We start from the raw sequence: 22,711 nt of genomic DNA, 5'->3' as shown, positions 1-22,711 counted from the left end.
AAAGGGAAAACAGCATGAACAGATTATATCAACTGGAACAAAAGCTTGATGCAGTGATTTGTGCTCAAGAAGGAAAGTTTTCTGAACGTGACGAGACGTTGGATTGGGAGCGTCTGCATATGGCTTCATCAGCGAGAATTGCGTGGATTCTTGCCTTAAAGCGGGGCGCGGATCCGGAACTTTCAGCTTGTGCGGCCTGTGTGCATGATTTTGGAAGGATTCTGACCGGAAAACAGGCAGGACATGCAGAAGCGGGCTACGCGCCTGTGAAAGCATTTCTGAAAGCGACCGGTCTGTTTTCGGCAGAGGAGATTGAGGATATCGCCTGTGCGGTAAAAAACCACAGCAGAAAGACAGAGGCCGGAACCACAATCGAGGAAATCGTAAAGGACGCTGATGTTATCGATTGTTATCAGTATGGAATGCCTTTTGACAGACCGGAAAAGGAAGTGCGTTATTTGAAGTGGAGGAAGGAATATGGAATCTAGCATGGAATACAGCAAGGTGGATCCCAAGGCAATTAAGAGTTGGCGCATCGGCAGGGGAATTTTCTTTCTGATTGTTTTGGCGATGGCAGTTCCGGGCGAGATTGCGCTGGGATTTTTGGCATGGGAATCAATCTGGAAAGTACTCATTATGGCAGTGATAGGGCTTTTCGTCTGTTATCTGGCAGTTGGGCTGGTCGTTTTTCCTATCATTGAATACAAGCAGTGGGGATATAACGTTGAAGAGGACAAGGTGGTTATTCGCCATGGTATTTTCTTCATCAAAAAAACCATTATCCCCATCATCAGAATACAGAATATTACGGTCTCTCAAGGACCAATCAACAGAAAGCTGGGGCTTTTTGAGGTGGAGATGGCTCTGGCCAGCGGCAGCTTTTCCATTGAAGGCTTGGATAAGGAAACGGCTGATGCAATCAGCGAGAACCTGAAAGCAAAGCTGTACCGACGCATTTCTGAGAAAGGGGTTCTATAATGGAGTTTGGACCAAAGAGGGGACATCCGATTTTTATCGTTGAGAACTTTTTCAAAGACTTTTCTCTGCTTTTGATTGCTGTCGTAATTGGGCTGATTCAGGGTGACATGCGAGTGCTCTATGAAAATATCGGAGTGCTTGTGGTGGTACTTCTCGGACCGATTCAGAGAATTGTCCAGTATTTTACAACATATTATACAGTTGACAGTGAAAAATTAACTGTAAAAAGCGGACTTTTTAAGAAAAACCAGCTGGAACTTCCGCTATCCACCATAACTACTGTGGATTTTTCGCAGAATGTGCTTCATCAGGTTTTTGGCGTATGCCGGCTCAATGTGGACAATGCTAGCAATATTTCCAACACGAATACGAAGGTGCGTATGACTTTTGCAAAGGAGGATGCCTTTGTTGTCAGGGATTTGCTGATTTCTGGCAGAAAAGGGCTCGATGGCTTTAATCTTGGTGAAGAAGGAGCAGCCCTTGCCGGCACCGAGGGAAAAAGAATTAAAGTATCTGCAGGTGATTTAATGCTGCTCGGGCTTTTGAAATCCAAAGGACTTTTTTTTCTGCAGATGTTTACTGTAGTAACTTCTGCATTGGCGTTGTTCAGCGTGTCGCTGAGCAATCTGTTGGCTGAATCCGTGGCTGACACGATTTACACCATGGGAATCGGTATGACGGCTGCGATACTGCTTCTTATCACTTTTGTAATTTCTTTCATCTGCGGCATGATTGGCAGCCTGATTCGTTATTATGGATTTGAAATTCTGGATAACGGCGAGGCGATAAAGATTCAGTATGGCCTTTTGACAAAGAAAAAATATACGATACAGAAAAATAGGATAAGCGGTTTTTTTTACGATCAGTCGTTCTTTATGCGGTTGCTCGGTGTGGGAAGCCTGAATCTTTTTGCAATCGGCTACGGCGTCGGTGATAATGAGAGTAGCGAGGAACCGATGGTGTTTCCCCTTCTGAAGGCAGATAAGGTGCGCCAAGCTATGGCAGAGATTCTGCCTCAGATGTTGGAGGAGTCTGTATATCACAAGCCGAAAAAGGGATCGCTGCACTACTTTTTCTATGGTCTGGGCTTTATACTGGCGCTAATTGCTGCAGGTGTATCTATCTACTGTACGATGTATGTGGACTACTGTCAGCAGGTCTGGATTTTAGGCGCGTTGATTTTGTTCTACAGTGTAACAGGAAGAGTACTTGAGTATAAAAATGCCGCCATCTATGGAAATTTCGAAAACATTTCTCTGAGTTATGGCGGATTTAGAAAGATAACTATTTTTGTAAAAGCAACCCATGTGGAAAGTGTTACGGCAAAAGCAAGCAGATGGAAAGAAAGAAAAGGTGTTGCCAGCGTGACAGTCAGCTATCTGGCACCTCTTGCTGCTGCCAACAAGGTGGCAAAGAATGTGCCCATAGAGGCTTTTGACGAGGTGAAGACAAAGCTGATTTATTAATCTTTTATGGACAAAGTTTCAAAAAAAGTCAGAAGGAATGCGTTGATTTCCATATAATTGATGGTGCCGCGATCTTCTGCAATGAGGTATCCGTCTACAACAGACGGGTACTTTTTAATTGGTTCCGTATTTCCTTCAAGAATCGCCTGTGCGTCGAAGAATAATGCGCCGGCTTCTGCAGTGCATGGAATGTTCAGCTCGAAATCGCCGCTATGGCTGTCCATGGTCAGGGAATAAGGTTTTTCAGCAGTGGGAAAGGCAATATAGTCCTTTGGGGTGCTGCGCTGCCAGCCGCAAACGCAAAGACTGCGTCCCTGAAAGGAAATTTTCTGTATCAGCACATTGCCTGCGAGAAAGCCCAGCTTGTACATAGCTCTGTGAAAGTCAGTCATTGCAATGACTGGGAGCAGTTTGTAAAGCTGAATCAAATCGTCGTGATTGTGGAGAAGGATGGTCTTTTCCAACGCAAAAGCATGGGTCTGCATGTACTGTTCGTAGAGTGCAACGCTTTCTCCGCCGGAGATTTCATCGTCTCTGCTGCCTGCCAGTCCCATGAAAATTTCTACAGTCTTTTGCTTCAGATTAGGCAGAGTCTGACGCAAATTGGAATGCCCCTGGATGACAAGGAACAAATCCAGGTTATAAACGGACGGCTGAAAGGAAAGTCCGTATTTTTTTGCGCGAGTTTCCATAAAGGGCATGTCAAAGTGCTTTCCGTTGTAGGTAATGATGTAGTCCACGGAATTCAGGATTTTCAGCGTTTTTTCAATGATTTCTTTCTCGTCGTCAGTTTCATTTGCGAAATACTGAATGACCTGACAGCTTTCGCCTTTGCGAAGAAGGATTCCTGTGAGAATGACCTTGCATTTTGTGGGGGACAGTCCAGTAGTCTCTATATCAAAGACCGCAAAGCTGCGCTCTCCGAAGTAGGTATCGAACAGCTTTGCTGTATATGGATTCAATGTTAGAGTATCTGTAATCATTTTCATGAAGTGCCTCTTTCAATTATACATGTGATAAAAACAAAATAGACCGCAGGGGTGCAGTCTACTTTGTTCAAAAGGGGTATTGGGATTAGAGATTAATGAGGTTATCAGGGGGATAACCACAATTGAATTATAACTGAGTTTGAAGAAAAATGCAAGCATAAATATAAAAAAAGTGAAAAAAGAAAGTTTTTTGTCGAACGAATTAGCCCCTTTTTGTGTATATTGACCAGTATAATAGAGAAAATGATAATTTTATTAGGAGGAAAACAATATGGAAATATTAAAGGTTTCAGCTAAGTCGAATCCAAATTCGGTAGCAGGGGCGTTAGCAGGTGTTTTAAGAGAGAAAGGTGGTGCAGAAGTGCAGGCAATTGGCGCAGGGGCGCTGAATCAAGCCATTAAAGCCACAGCCATAGCAAGAGGTTTTGTTGCACCAAGCGGAATTGATCTGGTTTGCGTGCCAGCATTTACTGATATTCAGATTGAAGGAGAGGAAAGAACGGCAATCAAGCTGATTGTAGAGCCGAGATAAGCGGCAGCATGCAGCCGTAAAACATAAAGGGAACTTGATTTTTTCAAGTTCCCTATTTTAATTCGGAAAAATAAATGGTATACTTAAATATATCAACAATTCGAAGGGGGGACGCGCTATGATTTTTGAAGAAGAGACCATCAGCACAGAGCGAATTTACGAGGGTGCAATTCTAAATTTGCGAAGAGACAAGGTGACTGTTATGGAGGGGGAATCTTTTCGAGAGATAGTGGAGCACAGAGGCGGTGCAGTGATCGCCGCTGTAAAAGATGATGGCAATATGGTTATGGTAAAGCAGTTCAGAAAGCCGGCGGAGCGGGTTATGCTGGAAGTGCCTGCAGGTAAAATTGATGAAGGCGAGATGAACCCAGAAAAAACTGCTCTGCGGGAACTTCGGGAAGAGACTGGCTATAGAGCCTCGTCCATTCGCCTTCTGACCAGAATGTACCCTTCGGTTGGTTATTCCGAGGAAACTTTATATATCTATCTTTGCACAGGCCTTACGGCGGGAGAACCAGATTTTGACGAGAATGAGGCTATCGACATCGAGGAATATTCCATTGACACACTATACCGCATGGTGATGGAAGGAAAAATCGAGGACGGCAAGTCGCAGGTTGCCATTCTTATGGTGAAAGGACTCCTAGAAGAAGGACGGCTTCCAGTACGCTAGAGCAGATGAGACAGATGAGACAGCATAGAAACTGAAGCAGGAATCTGGGCATGCCGTGCTTTAAGGCAGATGGATTCTGATAGTTCTTTTTTACAAAGACAGCTGTTTCTATTGAAATAACTGTAAGTGCAACGTAGACAGGTATTTTAAACAGACCTCTGGGCAGCAGCACGCAGGAGGTCAGAACGAAAGCGTTTTTTGCAGAGGACGCAAGAAGATAGGCCGCAGAAAAGCCGAGGGAAAATGTTTTTCCAACGACAATGCAGGGTACCAGCGGCAAAAGAAACACACTGCAGGAAAAAAGCAGTGCAGCGCAGACGGTAATCATATCGTTTTTTAGATAATCCAGAATACCGGTACCTACCGAGGGCAGATCCTGGGTGAGAGAAGTTCCCTCTATGGGAATGACAATCTGGGTAAAAATCCCGGCAGAAAAACTGATTATCAGTATCATCAGCGGAATGATAAACATTTTCTTTTGCATAGACGAGCCTCCTTTATAATTCAATTTATGCTGCATGTGAAGAAGTATGATAAGAAAATGAGATAGAAAGATGGAGAAAGATATATGGAACTTTATGGCTTTATTATATACCTGAAAGAAGAAAAAAAGAGTTCTGACAATACCTGTGAGGCTTATATGCGCGATATCAAGGCCTTTGGGGAATTTTTACAGAGGAGAGGTATCGTAGCCCTTGAAAAAGCAGGAAGCAATGACGTGGCCGCTTACATGATGGAACTGAAGAATTCTGGAAAGTCCAAGGCGACCATCAATCGAAAGCTTTCTTCCATCAGAACGTACTATAAGTTCTTGATTAAAAAGGGGATGATGAAGGAAAATCCGACCGAGGACATTAAGTCGCCGAGAATAGAGCGCAGGGAACTTGATTATCTGACTATTGAGGAAGTGGAGACTTTGCTGCTCGCGCCGGACGAATCGATTAAAGGCATACGCGACCGGGCGATTTTGGAGGTGCTTTATGCGACTGGAATCAGAGTCAGCGAAATCATTGAGCTTAGGTTAAAGGATATTAACCTGCGCATGGGTTTTTTGACTTTAAACGGTGCACATGGCAGAGCCAGAATTGTACCTATGGGTTCGATGGCAAGAAGAGCGTTGGATCATTACATTTTGAGCAGTCGTCCGGCTCTGATGAAAGACGGTACGCCCGATGATCCGGAAAGCGTTCTCTTTGTCAACTATTTAGGTGAAGCTTTTTCCAGACAAGGGTTTTGGAAACTGATGAAACAGTACGGCAGGCAGGTAGGTCTTGAGGACAGGCTGACACCACATATTCTAAGAACTTCTTTTGCAGTACATATGGTGCAAAACGGTGCAGATCTGAAATCCCTGCAGGAACTGATGGGTCATGAGGATATCATGGCGACTAGAATTTATCTGTCGGTGACGAAGAATCGGATTAAAGATGTGTATGACAAAACCCACCCGAGGGCGTAAAAATCGAAGTGCTATATGGGCTTTATTAAATGAAAATGATATAATAAATAAATTCACAATATATTTAAGAAAGGATATTTGAAATGAAAGAGGAATTAGAAAAAGATACAATTACAGGAACAGATGCAGAAGTTTCAAGTGAAACTGAGCCAACCACTATGGAAGATAATGAGGCACAAAGTTTGGAGGAGCAAGTTCCAAATGAAGAAGAACCGCTAGATTTCGCAGGCGAAATAGAATTAGTACCTAATTCACAGTCATTTTGCGGAGGTTGCGGATATGAACTGCATGGCGAAAAGTTTTGCCCAAATTGCGGAAAGGCAGCAGGCGGCACGGTACTGCAGGAACCTAAAAAGGGGAATTCTAAAAAAATGATTATCGGCGGCATTATTGCGGTAGCAATAATAGCCTTAGTGATAGTGTTTATTACTGTCATTCAGCCGAATCAAAAGTATAATCAAGCAATTGATTTGGCGTCAGAGGAAAATTATGAGGAGGCTATAGATATTTTGACTGAGCTGGATGGATATAAGGATTCTGTTGAGAGGATAGAAAAATATGAACACTTAAAAGAATTGAAAGAATTAAAACTTCGCTTTAAAGCCGCAGATACAGCATGTATATCAGGAAAAGCTGTATTGTCTTCTGATGGGACAAGTATCAATGTAGATTCAAAAGATCAATATGATGTTGATGCCGCTGTAGATATTTTATCTATTATCACTGAACTTGAACTTCCAGATACATTATTTACGGAAATGTGTTCTACAACGGCGCTGATGGGGAGACAGACGAAAACTTATGGAGATATTGAGGTGAGCTGGTCATATCACCCGGATAATGGTCTTGATGTGTTTTTTAGAATTGTGGATTAATAATAGACAAAAATTGCTTGCAATTCCATGTCCCATATGGTATAATGCTCATGTTGTAATTACGGGCGGTCCTCTGTACGCAAGGAAAATGAGCGACAAGAACGTCTTGGAGGGAAGGAGGATACTATACAATGAATATTTTAGATTCAGTTGCACAGGATTACTTAAAGAAAGAAGTCCCTGCATTTAACGTGGGAGATACTGTAAAGGTTCACGTTAAAATTAAAGAAGGTAACAGAGAAAGAATCCAGATTTTCGAAGGTTTTGTACTGAAGAGACAGAACGGCGGAATTGCTGAGACTTTTACCGTTAGAAGAATTGCTTCCGGCGTTGGCGTTGAGAAGACATTCCCTGTACATTCACCATGGGTTGAAAAAATCGAAGTGATTAGAAAAGGTGATGTTAGAAGAGCCAGACTGCACTACATGCGTGGTAGAACCGGTAAAGCTGCTAAAATCAAGAGCAAAGAAAGATAAACTTTCTAAGGGAACCGTTAGGTTCCCTTTTTTTCTTTAGCAAATGAAAGTGTGGACGGGACGGCTAAGAAATGATATACTATTTGTATATGCGTAAATACACACAGATGAGGTAAAACATGATTGAAAATATAAACTGGTATCCCGGACATATGAAGAAGACCAGAGAACTGATTCAGGAAAATCTGAAGCTTGTGGATCTGGTTATAGAAGTCATTGATGCTAGGATTCCTATATCTAGCCGAAATCCCATTATCGATGAGTTGGTAAAGGACAAGAAGCGGATTATCGTTTTGAACAAGAGTGATCTTTCAGATCGAAGGGAGAACGACAAGTGGGCAGCGCATTTTGCGGCAGAGGGCAATTTGACCCTTGCTATGAACTGCATGAGCGGCGGCGGTGTAAACCAGCTTTTTAAAATGCTGGACAAGGAACAGGCGGCAAAGAACGCAGGGCAGATGCGAAACAAGCCTCTCCGCATGATGATTGTAGGTGTGCCTAACGTAGGCAAATCCTCTCTAATTAACAGAATGACAGGACGCAAAAGCGCTCAGACCGGTGACAGACCGGGGGTAACCCGAGGCAAACAGTGGCTTTCATTAAAAAATGGCATGCAGCTTTTGGATACGCCAGGAATTTTGTGGCCTAAGTTTGAGGATCCCAAGGCAGGTTTGAATCTGGCGTTTTGCGGCTCTATCAAAGATGAAATTTTGGATGTGGCAGACCTTGCACTGGAATTGATTACTGTGCTGCAGGACGCCTATCCGGACTTATTGGCAGAGCGTTATAAGTTGGATGCGGTGTGCGACATGCCTCTTGAAACCATGGAAGAAATCGCAAGAAAGCGGGGCTTTATCCTGCCTGGCAAGCGAATCGACTATGAGCGGTGCGCAAGGACCGTGTTAGATGAATTTAGAAGCGGAAAAATTGGAAATATTACATTGGAGCAAATATGAAAAAAGCAGAACGAGAAGCATATCTGAAAGCCAGGCTGGAGGAAATGCTGAGCTACGAGCGGCAGCTTTACGGGGAAGGTTACAGATATATTGCAGGCGTTGACGAAGTGGGAAGAGGGCCTCTTGCGGGACCTGTAGTTGCTGCAGCGGTGGTGTTGCCTGAAGACTTTGACGTCATTGGCGTAGACGACTCTAAAAAGCTATCAGAAAAAAAGCGGGAGCAGCTTTATGAGGTGATTTTGGAGAAGGCGCTGGCGGTGGGAATCGGCAGCAGAGACAATCAGGTTATAGATGAAATCAATATTTTGGAGGCAACCAAACTTGCTATGGCGCAGGCCATCGAAAATGCGGAGATCATGCTCAGAGAGCGCTTCGGTGCGGACATTGATTACGTGATCTTTGACGCTATGAAAATCGACGCTGTGGAAAAGCCCCAGATGTCCCTGATTAAAGGTGATGCAAAGAGTGTGTCTATTGCGGCGGCTTCGATTATAGCAAAAGTAACCCGTGACAGGCAGATGGCGGAATGGAGCAAGACATATCCGGATTATGCTTTTGAGAAAAACAAAGGCTACGGCACTAAAGCCCACTACGAAGGCCTTACCCGATGCGGTATGACACCGATACACAGAAAAAGTTTTTTAAAGAATTTTATATAAAGCGTATGAAAAGGAGAAGGACCTATGGAAATCAAAAGTGATATTCAGATTGCACAGGAAGTGGAAATGGCAAATATAAAAGAGATTGCTAAATCCGCTGGAATTGATGAAAAGTATGTTGAGCAGTATGGAAACTACAAGGCAAAGATTGATTATAATCTTTTACAGGAAAAGCAGGATACGCCGGATGGTAAATTGATTTTAGTAACTGCAATTTCACCGACCCCGGCAGGAGAAGGTAAGACTACTACTTCTGTAGGTCTTGCCGATGCGCTGCACAAAAAAGGCGTTAACGTTATGGCAGCGTTGAGAGAACCATCTCTTGGACCTGTTTTCGGCGTAAAAGGCGGTGCTGCCGGCGGCGGCTATGCGCAGGTTGTACCGATGGAAGATATCAACCTTCACTTCACAGGCGATTTCCATGCAATCGGCGCAGCAAACAATCTGATCGCCGCTATGCTTGATAATCACATTCAGCAGGGTAATGCGCTGGGAATTGATCCTAGAAGAATTACCTGGAAGAGAGCTGTAGATATGAACGACAGACAGCTGCGCTATATCTTAGATGGTATGGGCGGCAAGGTCAACGGCGTGCCAAGAGAAGACGGCTTTGAAATCACTGTAGCCAGCGAGGTTATGGCGATCATGTGTCTGGCAAAGGATATCGACGACCTGAAAGAAAAACTGGCAAGCATTATCGTAGGCTACACCTATGATGACAAACCGGTTACCGTTAGAGATATCAAGGCACAGGGCGCTGCTGCAGCCCTTCTGAAGGATGCTCTGAAGCCAAACCTGGTACAGACGCTGGAAAAGACGCCGGCATTTGTACACTGCGGACCATTTGCAAATATTGCTCACGGCTGCAACTCCATTATGGCAACTAAGATGGCGCTGAAGCTTGCCGATTATGTCGTAACCGAAGCTGGTTTTGCGGCTGACCTGGGTGCAGAGAAGTTTGTAGATATCAAGTGCCGAAAGGCTGGATTAACTCCGTCTGCATGTGTTATCGTAGCAACCGTAAAGGCTCTAAAATACCACGGCGGCGTTGCAAAAGCAGACCTTGCTGCTGAAAATCTAAAAGCACTGGAAAAAGGTCTTCCAAACCTTTTACAGCATGTAGAAAACGTAACAAAGAACTTCGGTCTTCCAGCTGTAGTTGCTATCAACGAATTTCCGACAGATACTGCTGCTGAGCTGAAAATGGTAGAGGATAAGTGCAAAGAGCTGGGCGTAAACGTAGTGCTTTCTCAGGTATGGGCAAAGGGCGGTGAAGGCGGTCTGGCGCTGGCTGACGAAGTTTTGCGTCTGTGCGAACAGGAAAATCACTTCCAGTTTGTATATCCGCTGAATGTTTCCATTGCGGAAAAAATTGAAATGATTGCAAAGAAGATTTACAGAGCTGACGGCGTTATCTTTGAGGGCAACGCTAAGAAGCAGATGGCGCAGTTGGAATCACTGGGCTTTAATGATGTGCCTGTGTGTATGGCGAAAACTCAGTTCAGCTTCTCTGATAATCCGGCGCTCCTTGGCGCACCGAGAGGGTTCAACATTACAGTAACAGATTTGAAAATCGATGCGGGCGCAGGCTTTATCGTTGCAAAGACCGGCAATATTATGACGATGCCGGGATTGCCGAAAGTACCTGCAGCAGAAAGAATAGATGTAGATAACACAGGAAAGATTACAGGACTATTCTAAGATTGACATTGACAATCGATGCTGGAGATTGTATAATGCCCGACAGAAAACAAGAAGTTAAATTTATGGTATTTACCGTGAAGAAAAGCCAGGGCGTGTGGGTCCTGGTTTTTCTTTATGTTTTTAGAATGACTGCTGCTATTTTCCGTTGCGACCACCCAGCCATTTGCCTATGTAGCGACTAACCAAAATTCGATGCATAAGAAGAACCTTAACATAAGGCACAGCATTTCTCAATTTGAGAAATGCTGTTTTTGTATCCTTGCAATTGCAGTGTTTCTACGTTGGCATGATTTATGCGATTTATACAGGCAAGAAAAAGATACCAAAGGAGGTTAATTTTATGAAAAGAGTTACTGTATTTGGTGCAGGAAACGGTGGTGTTACTGCAGCTTATCACTTTGCAAGAGCAGGATATCAGGTTTGCATCTGCGATTTTTCGCAGTTTCCTACGCAGATAGAAAATATTGCAGAACGCGGAGGAATCAGTGCGGCGGGAGAGACACACGGCTGCTCTATGATCCTGGAAGGATTTGAGCCGATAGAGCTTGCCACCTGCGATATCAAGGAAGCGATGGAGTTCTGTCAGCTGTATGTGATTCTATGTCCGTCCTTTGCACAGGAGATTTTCTTTGCACAGATGATACCGCATTTAAAGGATGGCAGTATTATAGTGACTATGCCGGCAAATTACGCAAGTCTTGTATTTACTGAAATGCTGAAAAATGCGGGAAAAATTGACCTTGATGTACATTTTGCAGATACAATCAGCATTCCTTGGGCATGCAGACTGCTATCGCCGGGTGTAACTGGAATCATGGGAATTAAGAAGTTCCTGCCGCTGTCCATCTATCCGTCAGATGAAAGCGGCAAGGTAGAGGATGCGGTGAGAGATTTGCTACCGATTCCGGTGGAGATTCTGAATAATCCGCTGGTTGCAGGCCTTGAGAATATCAACTTTGGCGGACATCCACTGATGACAACCATTAACATAGGACTTTTGGAGAATTTTAACGGGGCGTTTAATTACTATAAGGACTGCTGCAGTCCGGCAACAGCAAGAGCGGCCGCTAAGATGGACTTAGAGCGGCTGGCGGTGGGCAGTGCTTTGGGCTTTTCACTACGGACGGAACTTGAGGCGATGAATGCGCTGTATGGTATGGAGGAAGAAAGCGTTTATGACTTTAACAGAAAATCTGTTTCACACGGAAAAATCAACGGTGCACCAGATAGCTCGAAAGCCAGATATATCAGTGAAGATGTGCCTTATGTGTTGGTGCCGTGCTATGAACTGGCAAAACTTTGCGGTGTTGATACGCCGATTATTCTTGCTTGCATAACGCTAGCATCGGCATATAATGAAGATAACTATTTTGAGAGCGGACGAACGCTTAAAAAGATGGGACTTGGTGGTCTGTCAGCGGAGGCAATCAAAGAGAAAATCTCAAAATGAGAACAAATAGCAGTCGAAGGTTCTCATTTTGAGAAGCTTCATTGCATTGAATCAAGAAATTGTTTAAATTTCAATGGAAATTAAGTTGGCACGTTTTATGCTTTATATAACAGCAGAAAAAATATAGGAGGAAATATCATGGAACCGAAATTAGAAGAAAAGAAGTTCAAACTGCGCTTTCCGGATACGGGAACTCTTTTGATTATTTTAGTGGTTTTATCTGCAATTTTAACGTATATCGTTCCCGCAGGACTCTTTGAGCGGCAGCTGGATGAGGCGACAGGAAGAACATTGGTAGTAGCGGGTACCTATGCCAGCGCAGAGTCCAATCCGACGACCTTTATGCAGCTTATCATGTCTATTTATAACGGTATGGTGGACGCTTCTGATATTGCCTGGTTTATCTTTGTCATAGGTGGCGCCTTTGGCATTGTAACCAAGTCGGGCGCTATTGCGGCAGGACTGAACAAATTGATTCGCAAATATGAAGGAAAGGAAAGTCTGCTGGTGATTATCATCATGAGCGCATTTTTCCTTGGCGGCATGTCCTATGGCATGGGCGAAGAGGTCATTCCACTGGTAGCAATTTTAGTGCCAATTGCAATTAAGATGGGATTTGACCCGATTGTAGGCGTATCTATGGCAATTGTGGGACTTTACAGCGGATATTCAGCAGGTGCGCTGAATCCCTTTAACACCGGCGTGGCACAGGGCATCTGCGACCTGCCGATGTTTTCCGGTATAGGACTTCGCATTGCGCTGGGCGTAGGTGCACTTCTCATTGCGATTCATCACACCATTCGCCACGGAAAGAAGTTCAAGGACAGCGGTCAGGTGGTGAACTTAAACGAACTGCCGGAAAACCTGCAGACTGTAGAGGAACGCGAATTTAACGGCAGAGACAAGGTGATTTTGCTGGTTCTGGTTCTGACTGTTGCGGTACTGGTATACGGCATTATCAAATTTGACTGGTACCTGGGCGAAATGGCTGCGCTGTTTTTCCTTATGGGAATCATCGTAGGACTGATTCACTTTAAGGGCAGCTTTAACGACACGATCAACGAGTTTATGATTGGCTGCAGAGATATTGCGACAGCGGTCATTCTGGTATGTCTTGGCAGAGCGATTTTGATTGTTTTGCAGGACGGAAATATTTTGGATACCATCGTCTATGCGACTTCTGTACCGCTTGCGAAACTTCCAAGCGTGGTAGCAGCATGGGGCATGTACTTGTCACAGGGGGTTGTCAACTTCCTGATTCCGTCGTCTTCGGGACAAGCGGTTGTGGTGATGCCGATTATGAGTTCACTAGCTGACGTGCTTGGTATTACTCGACAGACCGCAGTATTAGCATTTCAAAGCGGCGATGGATTCTGGAATATGATTACGCCGGTACATCCGATTCTGATGGCGTCACTGGGACTTGCAGGCGTATCTTTTAAGCAGTGGTTTAAGTTTGCATTCTCACTGGTAATGAAATGGTCCGCATGGGTTTGCATTATCCTTGCGGCAGCAGTTTTGACAAATTACGGTCCATTTTAAGGAACCTAAAAATAGGAGGAAATGAAAATGAATAATGTAAAGATGATCTCAAAGGCAGATGTACAGAAAGTGCTGGACATGAAAAAATCCATCGAACTTGTTGAAAAGGTATATGAAGCCCATGGACACAACGAAGTGAATATGCCGGCAAAAATTACGCTGGATACCGGCGAAAGCAACGACTGGCCGCCATATGGCGGCTCCTACAATGCAATGCCTGCATATATCGGACAAGACGTGGATATCTCCGGTATCAAATGGGTATGGGGATTCAATGATAATGCAAAGAAGGGTATTCCATACATCGGCGGCGTAATTATTTTAAACGAAGCCAGAACTGGTGAAATCCTTGCTATCATGGATGGCAGCTTTATTACGGACATCAGAACCGGCGCTTCTGCTGGCGTTGCTTCTAAGTATCTGGTTCGCAAAGATGCCAAGGTTGCCGGCATCATCGGCGCAGGTGTGCAGGGCAGAATGAATGCAAGAGCCATCGCAGAATCCTGTGAAAATCTGGAAGAAATCAAGATTTCTGACTTATACTGGGAAGCAGCGGTAAAATGTGCAGAAGAACTCAATCAGGAACTTGCGGTAAAGGTGACGCCGGTAAAGACCAATCAGGAATGCTGTGAAGGCTCTGACCTGATCATTACGGTAACCATCGCCAATGAGCCGCTGGTAATGGGTGCGTGGCTGAAAAAGGGCTGTACTGTGATGTCTCTGGGTTCCTTCCAGGAATTGGATGAAAACATTCCGCTTCACTGTGACAAGCTGATTGTCGACAGCTGGGCACAGAACGCCCACAGGGGTGAACTTTTGAAACTGGTTCATGACGGAAGAATCACAGAAGAAAACATCCATGCTGAAATGCCGGATATCGTAGTGGGGCGTAAGAGCGGAAGAGAAAACGATGATGAAATCATCTGTGCAAGTATTATCGGTATGGGTTCCACCGACATTGGCACAGCGGGACAGCTGTACAAAGATTATTTTGCAGAAGACGACAGCCTGCCGGTATTTGCTTTCAGAACCTATGATAAATAGACACAGAAAATGAAAGTATTGACATAAGTGCAATCTTCTGTTAAAATGAAAATATACGTGAAGTAGAGGCTGCCACTGGCAGCCTTTGCGCTGTGATTCGTTCCCAGAGGTAATTATGAATTTAGGTAGTATCAGAGAATATGCACAGAAGACCACAGAAATTATCAGCACAGTAGCGGACATGCAGGTGTTGGTCTGTGATATGCAGTTTCAGATTATTGGGGACAGCAAAGACGGCATCACCAATCAGCGGGCGCTGAATAAGTTGACCGGTAATTCCATGCTGGTGGAGACCGTTCGCCTACGAAAAATGATGGTGATCGAAGACAGCAAGAAGGATTTTGCAGGATGCAAAAATTGTCCGGAGAAGAATGCGTGCGACGTTAACGCAATGATTTCCATTCCAATTATCGATGGAGAGGATATTTACGGCGCCATTGGTCTTTATGCCCATGGAAAAGAAGATGTAAAGAGACTGATGGAAAAGAACAAGGATTTTCTGGAGTTTATTCACAGAATGTCAGAACTTTTGGTGATGAAACTAAAAGAGACTTCTGAAACGAAGAAATTAAAAGAAACTGTCAAGCAGTTGAAAAATAACAGTTGCAATTTGCCTTTTGAAGACATTGTAGGAAGCAGTCCCGCGTTTCGGAAGGTAAAAGAAGAGGCGAGGCGTTTTGCACAGGGGAATTCAGGGATTCTGATCCAAGGAGAAAGTGGAACTGGCAAGGAGGTTTTTGCTAGAGCCATTCATACCGCCAGCAGAAATGCGGATGGTCCTTTTGTTGCCATTAACTGTGCGGCGCTACCGGAGAACTTAATCGAAAGCGAGCTGTTCGGCTATGAGGAGGGGGCATTTACCGGTGCGTTGAAGGGCGGAAAGCTGGGAAAGTTTGAGCTTGCCAATCACGGTACTTTGTTTCTCGATGAAATCGGTGAATTTCCAATCCATCTGCAGGCGAAACTTTTGCGAGCCCTTCAGGAGAAAAAAATTCAGCGAGTAGGCGGCAGCAAGGAGATAGAGGTGTCGGTACGGATTATCGCAGCCACCAATCAGGATTTAGAGGAGCTTTCGCGCAACGGACAGTTTCGGGAGGATTTGTATTATCGCCTCAGTGTCATCCCTATTACATTACCGCCGCTAAGACAGCGACGAAGTGATATTGGAGAATTGGCAGAGCATTTTCTCAGGATTTATGCAAAGGCGCTGCACAAAGATATTTTTGGCATAGACAAGGCGGCCATGGACAGGCTGTACGAGTATGCGTGGCCGGGCAACATCAGACAGCTGCAGAATGCCATCGAGTATGCAGTCAATATTTCTTCTGGTTCCTATATTACGGTTGAAGATTTGCCGCAAAGAATTTTGGGCAACGCCACGGAACCACCTTCTGAAAGCGGAATTTGTTTGAAACCGCTTAGAGATGTGGAAGATGAATATATTTTAGAGGCCATCAGAATTTATGGCGATACACTTTCAGGCAAGCTGAAAGCAGCGGAGGTGCTGGGCATCAGCAAAGCTACGTTGTATCGCAGATTAAAAGAACTTAATGTATAGAGAGGTAGAAAAAATGAAGCACAAGTTTATTGCAAAGCGGTACTGGAAAGACCAGAGTACCGCTATGGGACAGTCCGATGTAATGGCAAAGTCTTTCAATGACGTGATTAACCTGAGTTTGGGGGACCCGGATTTAATCACTCATGATATTATTATCGACAATGCCTTTGCAGATGCAAAAGCCGGACATACCAAGTACACGGACTTCAGAGGAGATCCGGAGCTTAGAACGGAAATCTGCAAGTACTACAAGGAAGAGTATCAGATGGATGTGGCTGATGAAGAAGTTTTTGTCTGTGCATCTGCATGCCTGGGCATGTATCTGGCTCTGGAAGCCATCGTAGACGATGGAGATGAAGTTATTTTACAGGCGCCGTACTTTACCCCGTATCCACAGCAGGTGGAGCTGGCAAGAGGGATTCCTGTGGAACTGCCGACTTACGAAGAAGAAGATTTTCAGATTAACATTGAACGTCTGGAATCTCTGATTACAGAGCGTACAAAGGCGCTGGTCATCAACTCGCCGAGCAATCCGACCGGAAACTGCCTGACTGTAGAGACTATGGAAAAAATCGCAGAAATCGCTGTAAAGTATGATTTAATTGTAATTTCTGATGATATTTATACCTCGTTCAGTTACCAGAATCCGTTTGTGCCGTTTGCGACACTTCCGGGTATGAAAGAAAGAACGATTATTCTCAATTCATTCTCCAAGAACTTTACCATGACGGGATGGAGAGTGGGTAACATTATCGCACCAGACTACATCATTAAGGTGATTCAGCAGATTAACGAAAATGTGGTCTTTACTGCGCCGTCAGTATCTCAGCGTGCTGCAATCTATGCACTTCGCCACAGAGCGGAGATTCAGCCGCCGATGATTTCCGAATACAGGAAGAGAATGTTCTATGCAGCGGAGAGAATTAACAAGATTCCAAAGCTTTCTGTGATTGATCCGCCTAAGGGCAGCTTCTATCTGTTTATGAACATTAAGGAAAGTGGGCTGACCAGTGCTGAGGCGGCGGAACTGATCCTAAAGGAGGCACATGTGCTGATGCTGCAGGGTGATGCCTTTGGAGCCTGCGGAGAAGGCTATGTGCGTATCGCTTGTACTGTCAATGTGGATACCCTGAAGGAGGCTTTTGACCGAATTGAAAAGATCGAGGCGTTTCAGTAAAAAAAGTGTGCATGACGGAGCTAAAGCTCCTATGCACACAATAAGAAATTGTGAGAGACGAAATGCGTGCGTATAGAAATGTGCACGCTTTTGCCGTTTTATGTTTGAAAAGGAGAAACGGAATGGAATGGAAAGATGGAAAAAAACGGTGCAGGTGGGTGAATCCCAAGAATGAAATCTATCTGCGTTATCATGACGAAGAATGGGGTGTGCCGGTGCATGACGATCATCAGCTTTTCGAAATGCTGATTTTGGAAAGCTTTCAGGCGGGTTTGTCCTGGGAGTGCGTGCTCAATAAGAGAGAAGCCTTTCGAGCTGCTTTTGATGGGTTTGATCTTGCCAAAGTCTGTGATTATGACGAGGAAAAAATGGCAGCACTTCGCGAAAATCCAGGCATCATCCGCAACAAATTGAAAATTCGAGCGGCAGTAAATAATGCGCGGATTTTTCGCGAAATCCAAAAGGAATACGGAAGTTTTTCCAACTATCTCTGGCATTGGACCTGCGAAACTGTTTTGCACGAAACAGATGTGGTAAGTTCTCCACTTTCCGATCAAATCTCAAAGGATTTGCAAAAACGAGGAATGAAGTTTGTCGGAACGGTGATTATTTATTCGTACTTGCAGGCGGTTGGCGTCATTGATTCTCATGAAGAAGGCTGTTTCAAAGCGCGCGGCACAAAAGAATAAAAGGCTGCGTGTTCTGGTAAATCAAAGAAAAGGTGAGAGTGAAAGAAAACATGGCAAACCCATGAAAGGAGTCTTCGACGATAGTACTGACAAAATTCTGGATTTTGAAAGATTTTGTCAGTAAATCGTGTCGAAATCACATCGTATGCCCCTGAAATTCTGACAAAACTGACAATTTTTTTCGATTCTGTCTGTTTTGTCAGGATTTTTACATAAAACACCGACAAGACTGACAAAAATCTGAGAAATTGTCAGTTTTGTCAGCAGTGTAAAAGGGTATCGCTTTTTCACGCGTTTGCCGCGCGAAAGAAAAGGGTGCGGCTTGCAAAAATAGCGGCACCCGTGCTATACTAATACCAGTTTAAAAAGAAAAGAGAGGTACAACCTATGCAATGGATTGATCAAAGCTTGAGAGCATTTACAGAAGTGCTGGCGAGCAAAGCGCCTGTGCCGGGCGGCGGCGGCGCGTCGGCGCTGGTGGGCGCACTGGGAACAGCACTGGGAAGTATGGTCGGATCGCTGACCGTAGGCAAGAAAAAGTATGCAGCCGTAGAGGAAGATATCAAAGGTCTGATGAAACAGGCGGAAGTTCTGCAGGCAGAGCTGCTTGCCCTTGTGGAAAAGGACGCGGAGGTTTTCGCGCCCCTTGCGGCGGCTTATGGCATGCCGAAAGAAACGAAGGAAGAAAAGGCGGAGAAGGCGCGAGTCATGGAGCTTGTGCTGAAGGATGCATGCAGCGTACCTCTGGAAATTATGGAAAAATGTTGCCAGGCGATTGATCTGCACAGGGAATTTGCGGAAAAGGGCAGCGTTCTTGCAGTCAGTGATGCCGGTGTCGGCGTAATTTTTGCCAAAGCAGCCCTGCAGGGCGCGTCACTGAACGTCTTTATTAATACAGGCTCGATGCAGGACAGAGCATACGCCGAAACGCTCAATGAGAAAGCTGAGAAGATGCTGATGGAATATACAGTAGCCGCCGATGAGGTGTACGCGAAAGTGTACAGTCAGCTAAAGAAATAGGGGGACAAGATGGAAAAATTACTAAAAGGAAAGCCAGTGGCGGACGCCATTGACGAAGGGTTGATTGCAAAGATGCCCGTATTTTATGAGAAAGGCGTGGTGCCGACCCTTGCAATCGTTCGTGTGGGGGAAAACGGCAGCGATATCGCCTATGAAAACGGCGCTGTGAAAAAGGCAAAGAAGATCGGCGTACAGACAGAAAAATTCATCTGTGATGGGAAGATAGAGGAAGCGGATCTCATTGCGGTCATAGAATCCATCAATCAGAATCCGGAAATTCATGGTGTGCTGCTGCTGCAGCCTTTGCCAAGGCACATCGACAGCGAGAAGGTACGAAATGCCATCGCGTCGGAAAAGGATATGGACTGCGTTTCGGATGGCGCGCTGGGCAGATTTTTTACTGGGGACAGCGCTTTCGCGCCGTGCACAGCGGAAAGTTGCATTGAAATTTTGAAACATTACGATGTAGATTTACGCGGAAAGCGGGCGGTGGTCATCGGCAGGAGCATGGTCATCGGAAAGCCCGTCAGTCTGATGCTTCTGAAGGAAAACGCGACGGTAACCGTCTGCCACACAAAGACCAGACCGGAGGATTTACGGAATCTTTGCAAAGAGGCGGATGTGATTGTAGCAGCCGCCGGCGCTGCAGGGACTTTGACAGATGAGATGATTAGTCCAGGTCAGGTGATTGTGGATGTGGGCATCAACTTTAATGAGGAAGGAAAAATGATCGGCGATGTGTCGGTCTGTGAGGACGCCCAGGTGTGGCTGACCCCGGTACCGGGCGGTGTGGGCAGTGTGACAACCAGTCTTTTGATGAAACATGTCGTGGAAGCGGCAGAACAAAGCATGCTTTAGTTCTGCAGGAGGAACCTTTGTGCAATGAGTGGATTGATTGATAAACTGAACCAGATTATGCAAATCGACAATACCAAATATGATGGTGTACTGATTGTAAATAAACATGGCATTGTGGAGTACAGCACGTGGTTTGGCAGAATGTCTAATGCAGTCATTCCGGACTGGACCAGATCGATTGTCGGAGAGCATCTGACGAATTTTTATGAGGATCTGTCAGAGGAAAACAGTACTGTTTTTCAAACACTAAAGACAGGAAAGATGTCCATCGACGAACCGCAGAAGCTGACCTGGAAAAACTATCAGATGGTACTGCGCGGCATCACGTATCCCATTGTGGAGAGTGGGGTGATTTTGGGCGCGGCCAATGTTGCGCAGCTCTTGTATCTACAGAATTTGAAGACCTCAGAATATCTGAAACAGAAGCTTTATGTCACAGATGATATCATCACGCAGAACAGGAAAATGCTGGAAATGAAAGCGATGATACTGGAGGTCAGCAACAGTGATTCGCCGGTGCTGATTTATGGCGAAACAGGAACAGGGAAAGAGCTGGTTGCGGAATCAATTCATGCAGAGGGAAAGCGGCGTACCGGAAATTTTATTACACAGAACTGTGCAGCAATTCCATCCCATCTTCTTGAAAGCATGTTTTTTGGTACAGAAAAGGGAGGCTTTACCGGTGCGGAATCCAGAGAGGGTCTTTTTGAAATGGCTAATGGAGGCACCCTCTTTCTGGATGAAATCAATTCGATGGATTTAGGGATGCAGGCGAAGCTTCTGAAGGCAATTGAAGAACAGAAAATACGCCGAATCGGCGGTAATCAGGATATTCATTTTGATGTACGTCTGATTTGCGCGACCAACGAACCCCTTGAAAAGCTGCTTTCCGAAAAGCGAATTCGGGAGGATTTGTACTATAGAATTTGTGTTTTACAGATCGAAATTCCACCGCTTCGAGAACGTGTCGACGACATTCTGCTTTTGACGGAACACTTCATTCGCTATTATAATGAACGCATGCAGCGAAATATCAAGGGGATCAGCCCTTTGACGGAGCAGGTCTTTGTAAAGTGGGACTGGCCCGGCAATGTGAGGGAACTTCGCAATATCATCGAAAGCGCGTTTAATATAGAAAAGAAGGAATATATTAGCTTGGAAAGTGTGGACGCGCTGTTCCGAAGAACACAGCTTGTAAAGACGGTCAGCAGAGAAGAACGGAATGTATCACAGCGGGCAGATTTACTTTCTGAAGCAGCAGAGATAGAGCCGGGAATGCATATTGATTTGGAACAGATGCTGGCAGCCTATGAGCGTCAGGTGATTCAGACTGTGATGGAGCAGGAAACCAAGTTAATTGATGTTGCCAGGAGGCTTTCCATCTCTCCGCAGAAGCTGCAGTACAGACTGAAGAAGCTGGGGATCACTAATAAAAAATTTTGAATAAATAAAAATATTTTTATAAATAAAGAATTTTTCATCGAAAAAAGTGCGGCTGCAATTTTAATCTAATACTGAAAACGCTTGAAATTCAGGCGTTTTTTTGTTGCCCTTTTTCAAATGAACGGATTGGCACGCCCTTTGCGATAGTATAGTGCAAAGACTGAAGGAGGGAGTGAAAGAATTTGAAAAGACCATTACCGGGCAAAGTGGACATCATCGACGTGACCCTGCGGGATGGATTTCAGCACGAGGAAATGTTCGTGCCCACAGAGGCGAAGCTCTGGATTGCAGAGCGGCTGATGGAAGCAGGATTTCGGCGCATTGAGGTCGGCACGTTCAGTCATATCAAATATGTACCCCAGTTTAAGGATATCCTGGAGGTATTGAAAGGACTTCCGAAAAGAGAGGACGTAGAGTATACCGTCCTTGCGCTCAACACGAAAGCCTGCGAACGTGTGGCTGCAGCCCTTGAAGAAGGCATTCAGATTGACCGCGTACTGTGCGGACAGCTAGCAACCAGCGAGGCGTATGCCCGCAAGAATATGAACAGAACCCATGAAGAACTTTTTAATGAAGCAGAAAAAAATATAAAATTTCTTCACAGTCTGGGCATCAAGAAGGTTTTCGGCAATATTGGAACGATTTTCGGATGTCCGATCCAGGGAGAAATACCAATCGAAAAGGCTTACGAATTTGTAGATCGGGCTTTTGACATTGGATTTGACGAGATTGAACATTCTGATCCTGACGGCATCGCAGATCCGGAAACCGTATACCGCTATTTTTCGCATGTCCTACAGAAGTATCCAGATGCATCGATGCATTCCTTCCATGTCCATGATATACGCGGCATGGGGATGGCATCTTACTGTGCAGCGATGGAGGCAGGTGTCAGAACCTTTGACTGCAGCCTGGGCGGCATTGGCGGACAAGTTGCGAATATTGTCGACAGCGTACCTGTCAAGGGGATCGGCGCATATTACTTTGATACGGAGAGAACCGGGCTGGTGGAAACCTGCGACTTTGTCTCCATGGTAAATGCCATGGGGATTGATACCGGAATCGATGAGAAAAAATGCGGCGTTATTACGCAGATGATGGAACGAATTTTAGGACGCACGCTGCATTCCTTTACAGCAGCAATCAAATAACAGAGGAGATGA

The 22,711-nt window shown here is 45.0% G+C and carries 23 protein-coding genes; 21 read left to right on the top strand and 2 right to left on the bottom strand.

Annotated features, from left to right (window positions below; translation table 11 throughout):
* The first annotated feature begins 14 nt into the window (after nt 1-14).
* From NFR88_RS10635 to NFR88_RS10625, 3 genes are read left to right on the top strand one after another with little or no spacing between them, the layout of a single operon-like run.
* Nucleotides 15-488: an HD domain-containing protein gene (locus tag NFR88_RS10635; protein WP_251615838.1), complete on the top strand. Its 474-nt coding sequence runs from the start codon at nt 15-17 to the stop codon at nt 486-488.
* Nucleotides 478-978, top strand: coding sequence for a PH domain-containing protein (locus NFR88_RS10630; RefSeq protein WP_160203258.1), 501 nt, complete (start codon nt 478-480; stop codon nt 976-978). Before NFR88_RS10635 ends, NFR88_RS10630 begins: the two co-directional genes overlap by 11 nt.
* Nucleotides 978-2,444 carry a PH domain-containing protein gene (locus NFR88_RS10625; RefSeq protein WP_251615836.1) on the top strand — a complete coding sequence of 489 codons (1,467 nt, stop codon included), beginning with the start codon at nt 978-980 and terminating at the stop codon, nt 2,442-2,444. Before NFR88_RS10630 ends, NFR88_RS10625 begins: the two co-directional genes overlap by 1 nt.
* Here NFR88_RS10625 and NFR88_RS10620 read toward each other — a convergent pair.
* Nucleotides 2,441-3,433, bottom strand: a complete 993-nt coding sequence (locus tag NFR88_RS10620; protein WP_251615835.1) for a ribonuclease H-like domain-containing protein — start codon at nt 3,431-3,433, stop codon at nt 2,441-2,443. The two genes, NFR88_RS10625 and NFR88_RS10620, sit on opposite strands and share 4 nt — an antisense overlap.
* A 271-nt stretch (nt 3,434-3,704) precedes the next feature.
* On the opposite strand from NFR88_RS10620, the gene NFR88_RS10615 reads away from it, so the two are divergent.
* Together NFR88_RS10615 and NFR88_RS10610 are read left to right on the top strand one after the other, a co-directional pair.
* A complete protein-coding gene (locus tag NFR88_RS10615; protein ID WP_160203255.1) occupies nt 3,705-3,965 on the top strand; it encodes a stage V sporulation protein S in 261 nt (86 codons plus the stop codon).
* 118 nt (nt 3,966-4,083) lie between these two features.
* On the top strand, nt 4,084-4,638 hold the full coding sequence (locus NFR88_RS10610) for an NUDIX hydrolase (RefSeq protein ID WP_161907975.1): 555 nt from the start codon (nt 4,084-4,086) through the stop codon (nt 4,636-4,638).
* Here NFR88_RS10610 and NFR88_RS10605 read toward each other — a convergent pair.
* Nucleotides 4,592-5,122 carry a stage II sporulation protein M gene (locus NFR88_RS10605; protein ID WP_251615802.1) on the bottom strand — a complete coding sequence of 177 codons (531 nt, stop codon included), beginning with the start codon at nt 5,120-5,122 and terminating at the stop codon, nt 4,592-4,594. The two genes, NFR88_RS10610 and NFR88_RS10605, sit on opposite strands and share 47 nt — an antisense overlap.
* 84 nt (nt 5,123-5,206) lie before the next feature.
* Here NFR88_RS10605 and NFR88_RS10600 point away from each other — a divergent pair, with 84 nt between their 5' ends.
* The 16 genes from NFR88_RS10600 (at nt 5,207) to NFR88_RS10525 (ending at nt 22,699) form a co-directional block, all read left to right on the top strand.
* The gene (locus tag NFR88_RS10600) at nt 5,207-6,097 is read left to right on the top strand and encodes a tyrosine recombinase (RefSeq protein ID WP_161907973.1); all 891 of its coding nucleotides are present in this window, start codon (nt 5,207-5,209) and stop codon (nt 6,095-6,097) included.
* Nucleotides 6,098-6,180: 83 nt separating this feature from the next.
* Nucleotides 6,181-6,972 carry a zinc ribbon domain-containing protein gene (locus tag NFR88_RS10595; RefSeq protein WP_161907972.1) on the top strand — a complete coding sequence of 264 codons (792 nt, stop codon included), beginning with the start codon at nt 6,181-6,183 and terminating at the stop codon, nt 6,970-6,972.
* A gap of 131 nt (nt 6,973-7,103) precedes the next feature.
* Nucleotides 7,104-7,448 (top strand): 50S ribosomal protein L19, encoded by a 345-nt coding sequence (gene rplS / locus NFR88_RS10590; RefSeq protein WP_160201146.1) that lies wholly within the window; start codon nt 7,104-7,106, stop codon nt 7,446-7,448.
* A gap of 119 nt (nt 7,449-7,567) precedes the next feature.
* Complete coding sequence (gene ylqF, locus NFR88_RS10585) at nt 7,568-8,404, top strand: ribosome biogenesis GTPase YlqF (RefSeq protein WP_160201145.1); 837 nt, start codon at nt 7,568-7,570, stop codon at nt 8,402-8,404.
* Entirely contained in the window at nt 8,401-9,063 is a 663-nt protein-coding gene (locus NFR88_RS10580; RefSeq protein ID WP_161907891.1) for a ribonuclease HII, read from the top strand. Before ylqF ends, NFR88_RS10580 begins: the two co-directional genes overlap by 4 nt.
* Nucleotides 9,064-9,087: 24 nt before the next feature.
* A complete protein-coding gene (locus NFR88_RS10575; RefSeq protein WP_202620372.1) occupies nt 9,088-10,764 on the top strand; it encodes a formate--tetrahydrofolate ligase in 1,677 nt (558 codons plus the stop codon).
* A gap of 343 nt (nt 10,765-11,107) precedes the next feature.
* On the top strand, nt 11,108-12,217 hold the full coding sequence (locus NFR88_RS10570) for an NAD/NADP octopine/nopaline dehydrogenase family protein (protein ID WP_161907890.1): 1,110 nt from the start codon (nt 11,108-11,110) through the stop codon (nt 12,215-12,217).
* A gap of 138 nt (nt 12,218-12,355) precedes the next feature.
* Nucleotides 12,356-13,759, top strand: coding sequence for a YfcC family protein (locus NFR88_RS10565; RefSeq protein WP_161907889.1), 1,404 nt, complete (start codon nt 12,356-12,358; stop codon nt 13,757-13,759).
* 27 nt (nt 13,760-13,786) lie between these two features.
* Nucleotides 13,787-14,803 (top strand): ornithine cyclodeaminase family protein, encoded by a 1,017-nt coding sequence (locus NFR88_RS10560; protein ID WP_161907888.1) that lies wholly within the window; start codon nt 13,787-13,789, stop codon nt 14,801-14,803.
* A gap of 115 nt (nt 14,804-14,918) precedes the next feature.
* Nucleotides 14,919-16,361 (top strand): sigma-54 interaction domain-containing protein, encoded by a 1,443-nt coding sequence (locus NFR88_RS10555; protein WP_160201140.1) that lies wholly within the window; start codon nt 14,919-14,921, stop codon nt 16,359-16,361.
* Nucleotides 16,362-16,374: 13 nt separating this feature from the next.
* On the top strand, nt 16,375-17,538 hold the full coding sequence (locus tag NFR88_RS10550; protein ID WP_251615800.1) for a pyridoxal phosphate-dependent aminotransferase: 1,164 nt from the start codon (nt 16,375-16,377) through the stop codon (nt 17,536-17,538).
* Between the two features lie 122 nt (nt 17,539-17,660).
* Nucleotides 17,661-18,227: a DNA-3-methyladenine glycosylase I gene (locus NFR88_RS10545; RefSeq protein WP_160201138.1), complete on the top strand. Its 567-nt coding sequence runs from the start codon at nt 17,661-17,663 to the stop codon at nt 18,225-18,227.
* Nucleotides 18,228-18,614: 387 nt separating this feature from the next.
* Nucleotides 18,615-19,247 carry a cyclodeaminase/cyclohydrolase family protein gene (locus tag NFR88_RS10540; protein WP_251615797.1) on the top strand — a complete coding sequence of 211 codons (633 nt, stop codon included), beginning with the start codon at nt 18,615-18,617 and terminating at the stop codon, nt 19,245-19,247.
* 9 nt (nt 19,248-19,256) lie between these two features.
* On the top strand, nt 19,257-20,105 hold the full coding sequence (locus NFR88_RS10535; RefSeq protein WP_251615795.1) for a bifunctional 5,10-methylenetetrahydrofolate dehydrogenase/5,10-methenyltetrahydrofolate cyclohydrolase: 849 nt from the start codon (nt 19,257-19,259) through the stop codon (nt 20,103-20,105).
* A 24-nt stretch (nt 20,106-20,129) separates the two neighbouring features.
* Nucleotides 20,130-21,548 carry a sigma-54 interaction domain-containing protein gene (locus NFR88_RS10530; RefSeq protein ID WP_160201135.1) on the top strand — a complete coding sequence of 473 codons (1,419 nt, stop codon included), beginning with the start codon at nt 20,130-20,132 and terminating at the stop codon, nt 21,546-21,548.
* A 182-nt stretch (nt 21,549-21,730) separates the two neighbouring features.
* Nucleotides 21,731-22,699 carry a beta/alpha barrel domain-containing protein gene (locus NFR88_RS10525; protein ID WP_251615794.1) on the top strand — a complete coding sequence of 323 codons (969 nt, stop codon included), beginning with the start codon at nt 21,731-21,733 and terminating at the stop codon, nt 22,697-22,699.
* Nucleotides 22,700-22,711: the final 12 nt, after the last annotated feature.

This window comes from Senimuribacter intestinalis (assembly GCF_943192965.1).
In the GTDB taxonomy this organism is placed as follows: domain Bacteria; phylum Bacillota; class Clostridia; order Peptostreptococcales; family Anaerovoracaceae; genus Senimuribacter; species Senimuribacter intestinalis.
Note: the sequence above shows the minus strand (reverse complement) of the source record. Positions and strands in the feature narration are given on the sequence as shown.

What these genes read in the sequence shown, in the direction of transcription:
- NFR88_RS10635 (WP_251615838.1), top strand. Translation starts at nt 15, where the DNA reads ATGAACAGATTATATCAACTGGAACAAAAGCTTGATGCAGTGATTTGT.
- NFR88_RS10630 (WP_160203258.1), top strand. Translation starts at nt 478, where the DNA reads ATGGAATCTAGCATGGAATACAGCAAGGTGGATCCCAAGGCAATTAAG.
- NFR88_RS10625 (WP_251615836.1), top strand. Translation starts at nt 978, where the DNA reads ATGGAGTTTGGACCAAAGAGGGGACATCCGATTTTTATCGTTGAGAAC.
- NFR88_RS10620 (WP_251615835.1), bottom strand. Translation starts at nt 3,433, where the DNA reads ATGAAAATGATTACAGATACTCTAACATTGAATCCATATACAGCAAAG.
- NFR88_RS10615 (WP_160203255.1), top strand. Translation starts at nt 3,705, where the DNA reads ATGGAAATATTAAAGGTTTCAGCTAAGTCGAATCCAAATTCGGTAGCA.
- NFR88_RS10610 (WP_161907975.1), top strand. Translation starts at nt 4,084, where the DNA reads ATGATTTTTGAAGAAGAGACCATCAGCACAGAGCGAATTTACGAGGGT.
- NFR88_RS10605 (WP_251615802.1), bottom strand. Translation starts at nt 5,122, where the DNA reads ATGCAAAAGAAAATGTTTATCATTCCGCTGATGATACTGATAATCAGT.
- NFR88_RS10600 (WP_161907973.1), top strand. Translation starts at nt 5,207, where the DNA reads ATGGAACTTTATGGCTTTATTATATACCTGAAAGAAGAAAAAAAGAGT.
- NFR88_RS10595 (WP_161907972.1), top strand. Translation starts at nt 6,181, where the DNA reads ATGAAAGAGGAATTAGAAAAAGATACAATTACAGGAACAGATGCAGAA.
- rplS (WP_160201146.1), top strand. Translation starts at nt 7,104, where the DNA reads ATGAATATTTTAGATTCAGTTGCACAGGATTACTTAAAGAAAGAAGTC.
- ylqF (WP_160201145.1), top strand. Translation starts at nt 7,568, where the DNA reads ATGATTGAAAATATAAACTGGTATCCCGGACATATGAAGAAGACCAGA.
- NFR88_RS10580 (WP_161907891.1), top strand. Translation starts at nt 8,401, where the DNA reads ATGAAAAAAGCAGAACGAGAAGCATATCTGAAAGCCAGGCTGGAGGAA.
- NFR88_RS10575 (WP_202620372.1), top strand. Translation starts at nt 9,088, where the DNA reads ATGGAAATCAAAAGTGATATTCAGATTGCACAGGAAGTGGAAATGGCA.
- NFR88_RS10570 (WP_161907890.1), top strand. Translation starts at nt 11,108, where the DNA reads ATGAAAAGAGTTACTGTATTTGGTGCAGGAAACGGTGGTGTTACTGCA.
- NFR88_RS10565 (WP_161907889.1), top strand. Translation starts at nt 12,356, where the DNA reads ATGGAACCGAAATTAGAAGAAAAGAAGTTCAAACTGCGCTTTCCGGAT.
- NFR88_RS10560 (WP_161907888.1), top strand. Translation starts at nt 13,787, where the DNA reads ATGAATAATGTAAAGATGATCTCAAAGGCAGATGTACAGAAAGTGCTG.
- NFR88_RS10555 (WP_160201140.1), top strand. Translation starts at nt 14,919, where the DNA reads ATGAATTTAGGTAGTATCAGAGAATATGCACAGAAGACCACAGAAATT.
- NFR88_RS10550 (WP_251615800.1), top strand. Translation starts at nt 16,375, where the DNA reads ATGAAGCACAAGTTTATTGCAAAGCGGTACTGGAAAGACCAGAGTACC.
- NFR88_RS10545 (WP_160201138.1), top strand. Translation starts at nt 17,661, where the DNA reads ATGGAATGGAAAGATGGAAAAAAACGGTGCAGGTGGGTGAATCCCAAG.
- NFR88_RS10540 (WP_251615797.1), top strand. Translation starts at nt 18,615, where the DNA reads ATGCAATGGATTGATCAAAGCTTGAGAGCATTTACAGAAGTGCTGGCG.
- NFR88_RS10535 (WP_251615795.1), top strand. Translation starts at nt 19,257, where the DNA reads ATGGAAAAATTACTAAAAGGAAAGCCAGTGGCGGACGCCATTGACGAA.
- NFR88_RS10530 (WP_160201135.1), top strand. Translation starts at nt 20,130, where the DNA reads ATGAGTGGATTGATTGATAAACTGAACCAGATTATGCAAATCGACAAT.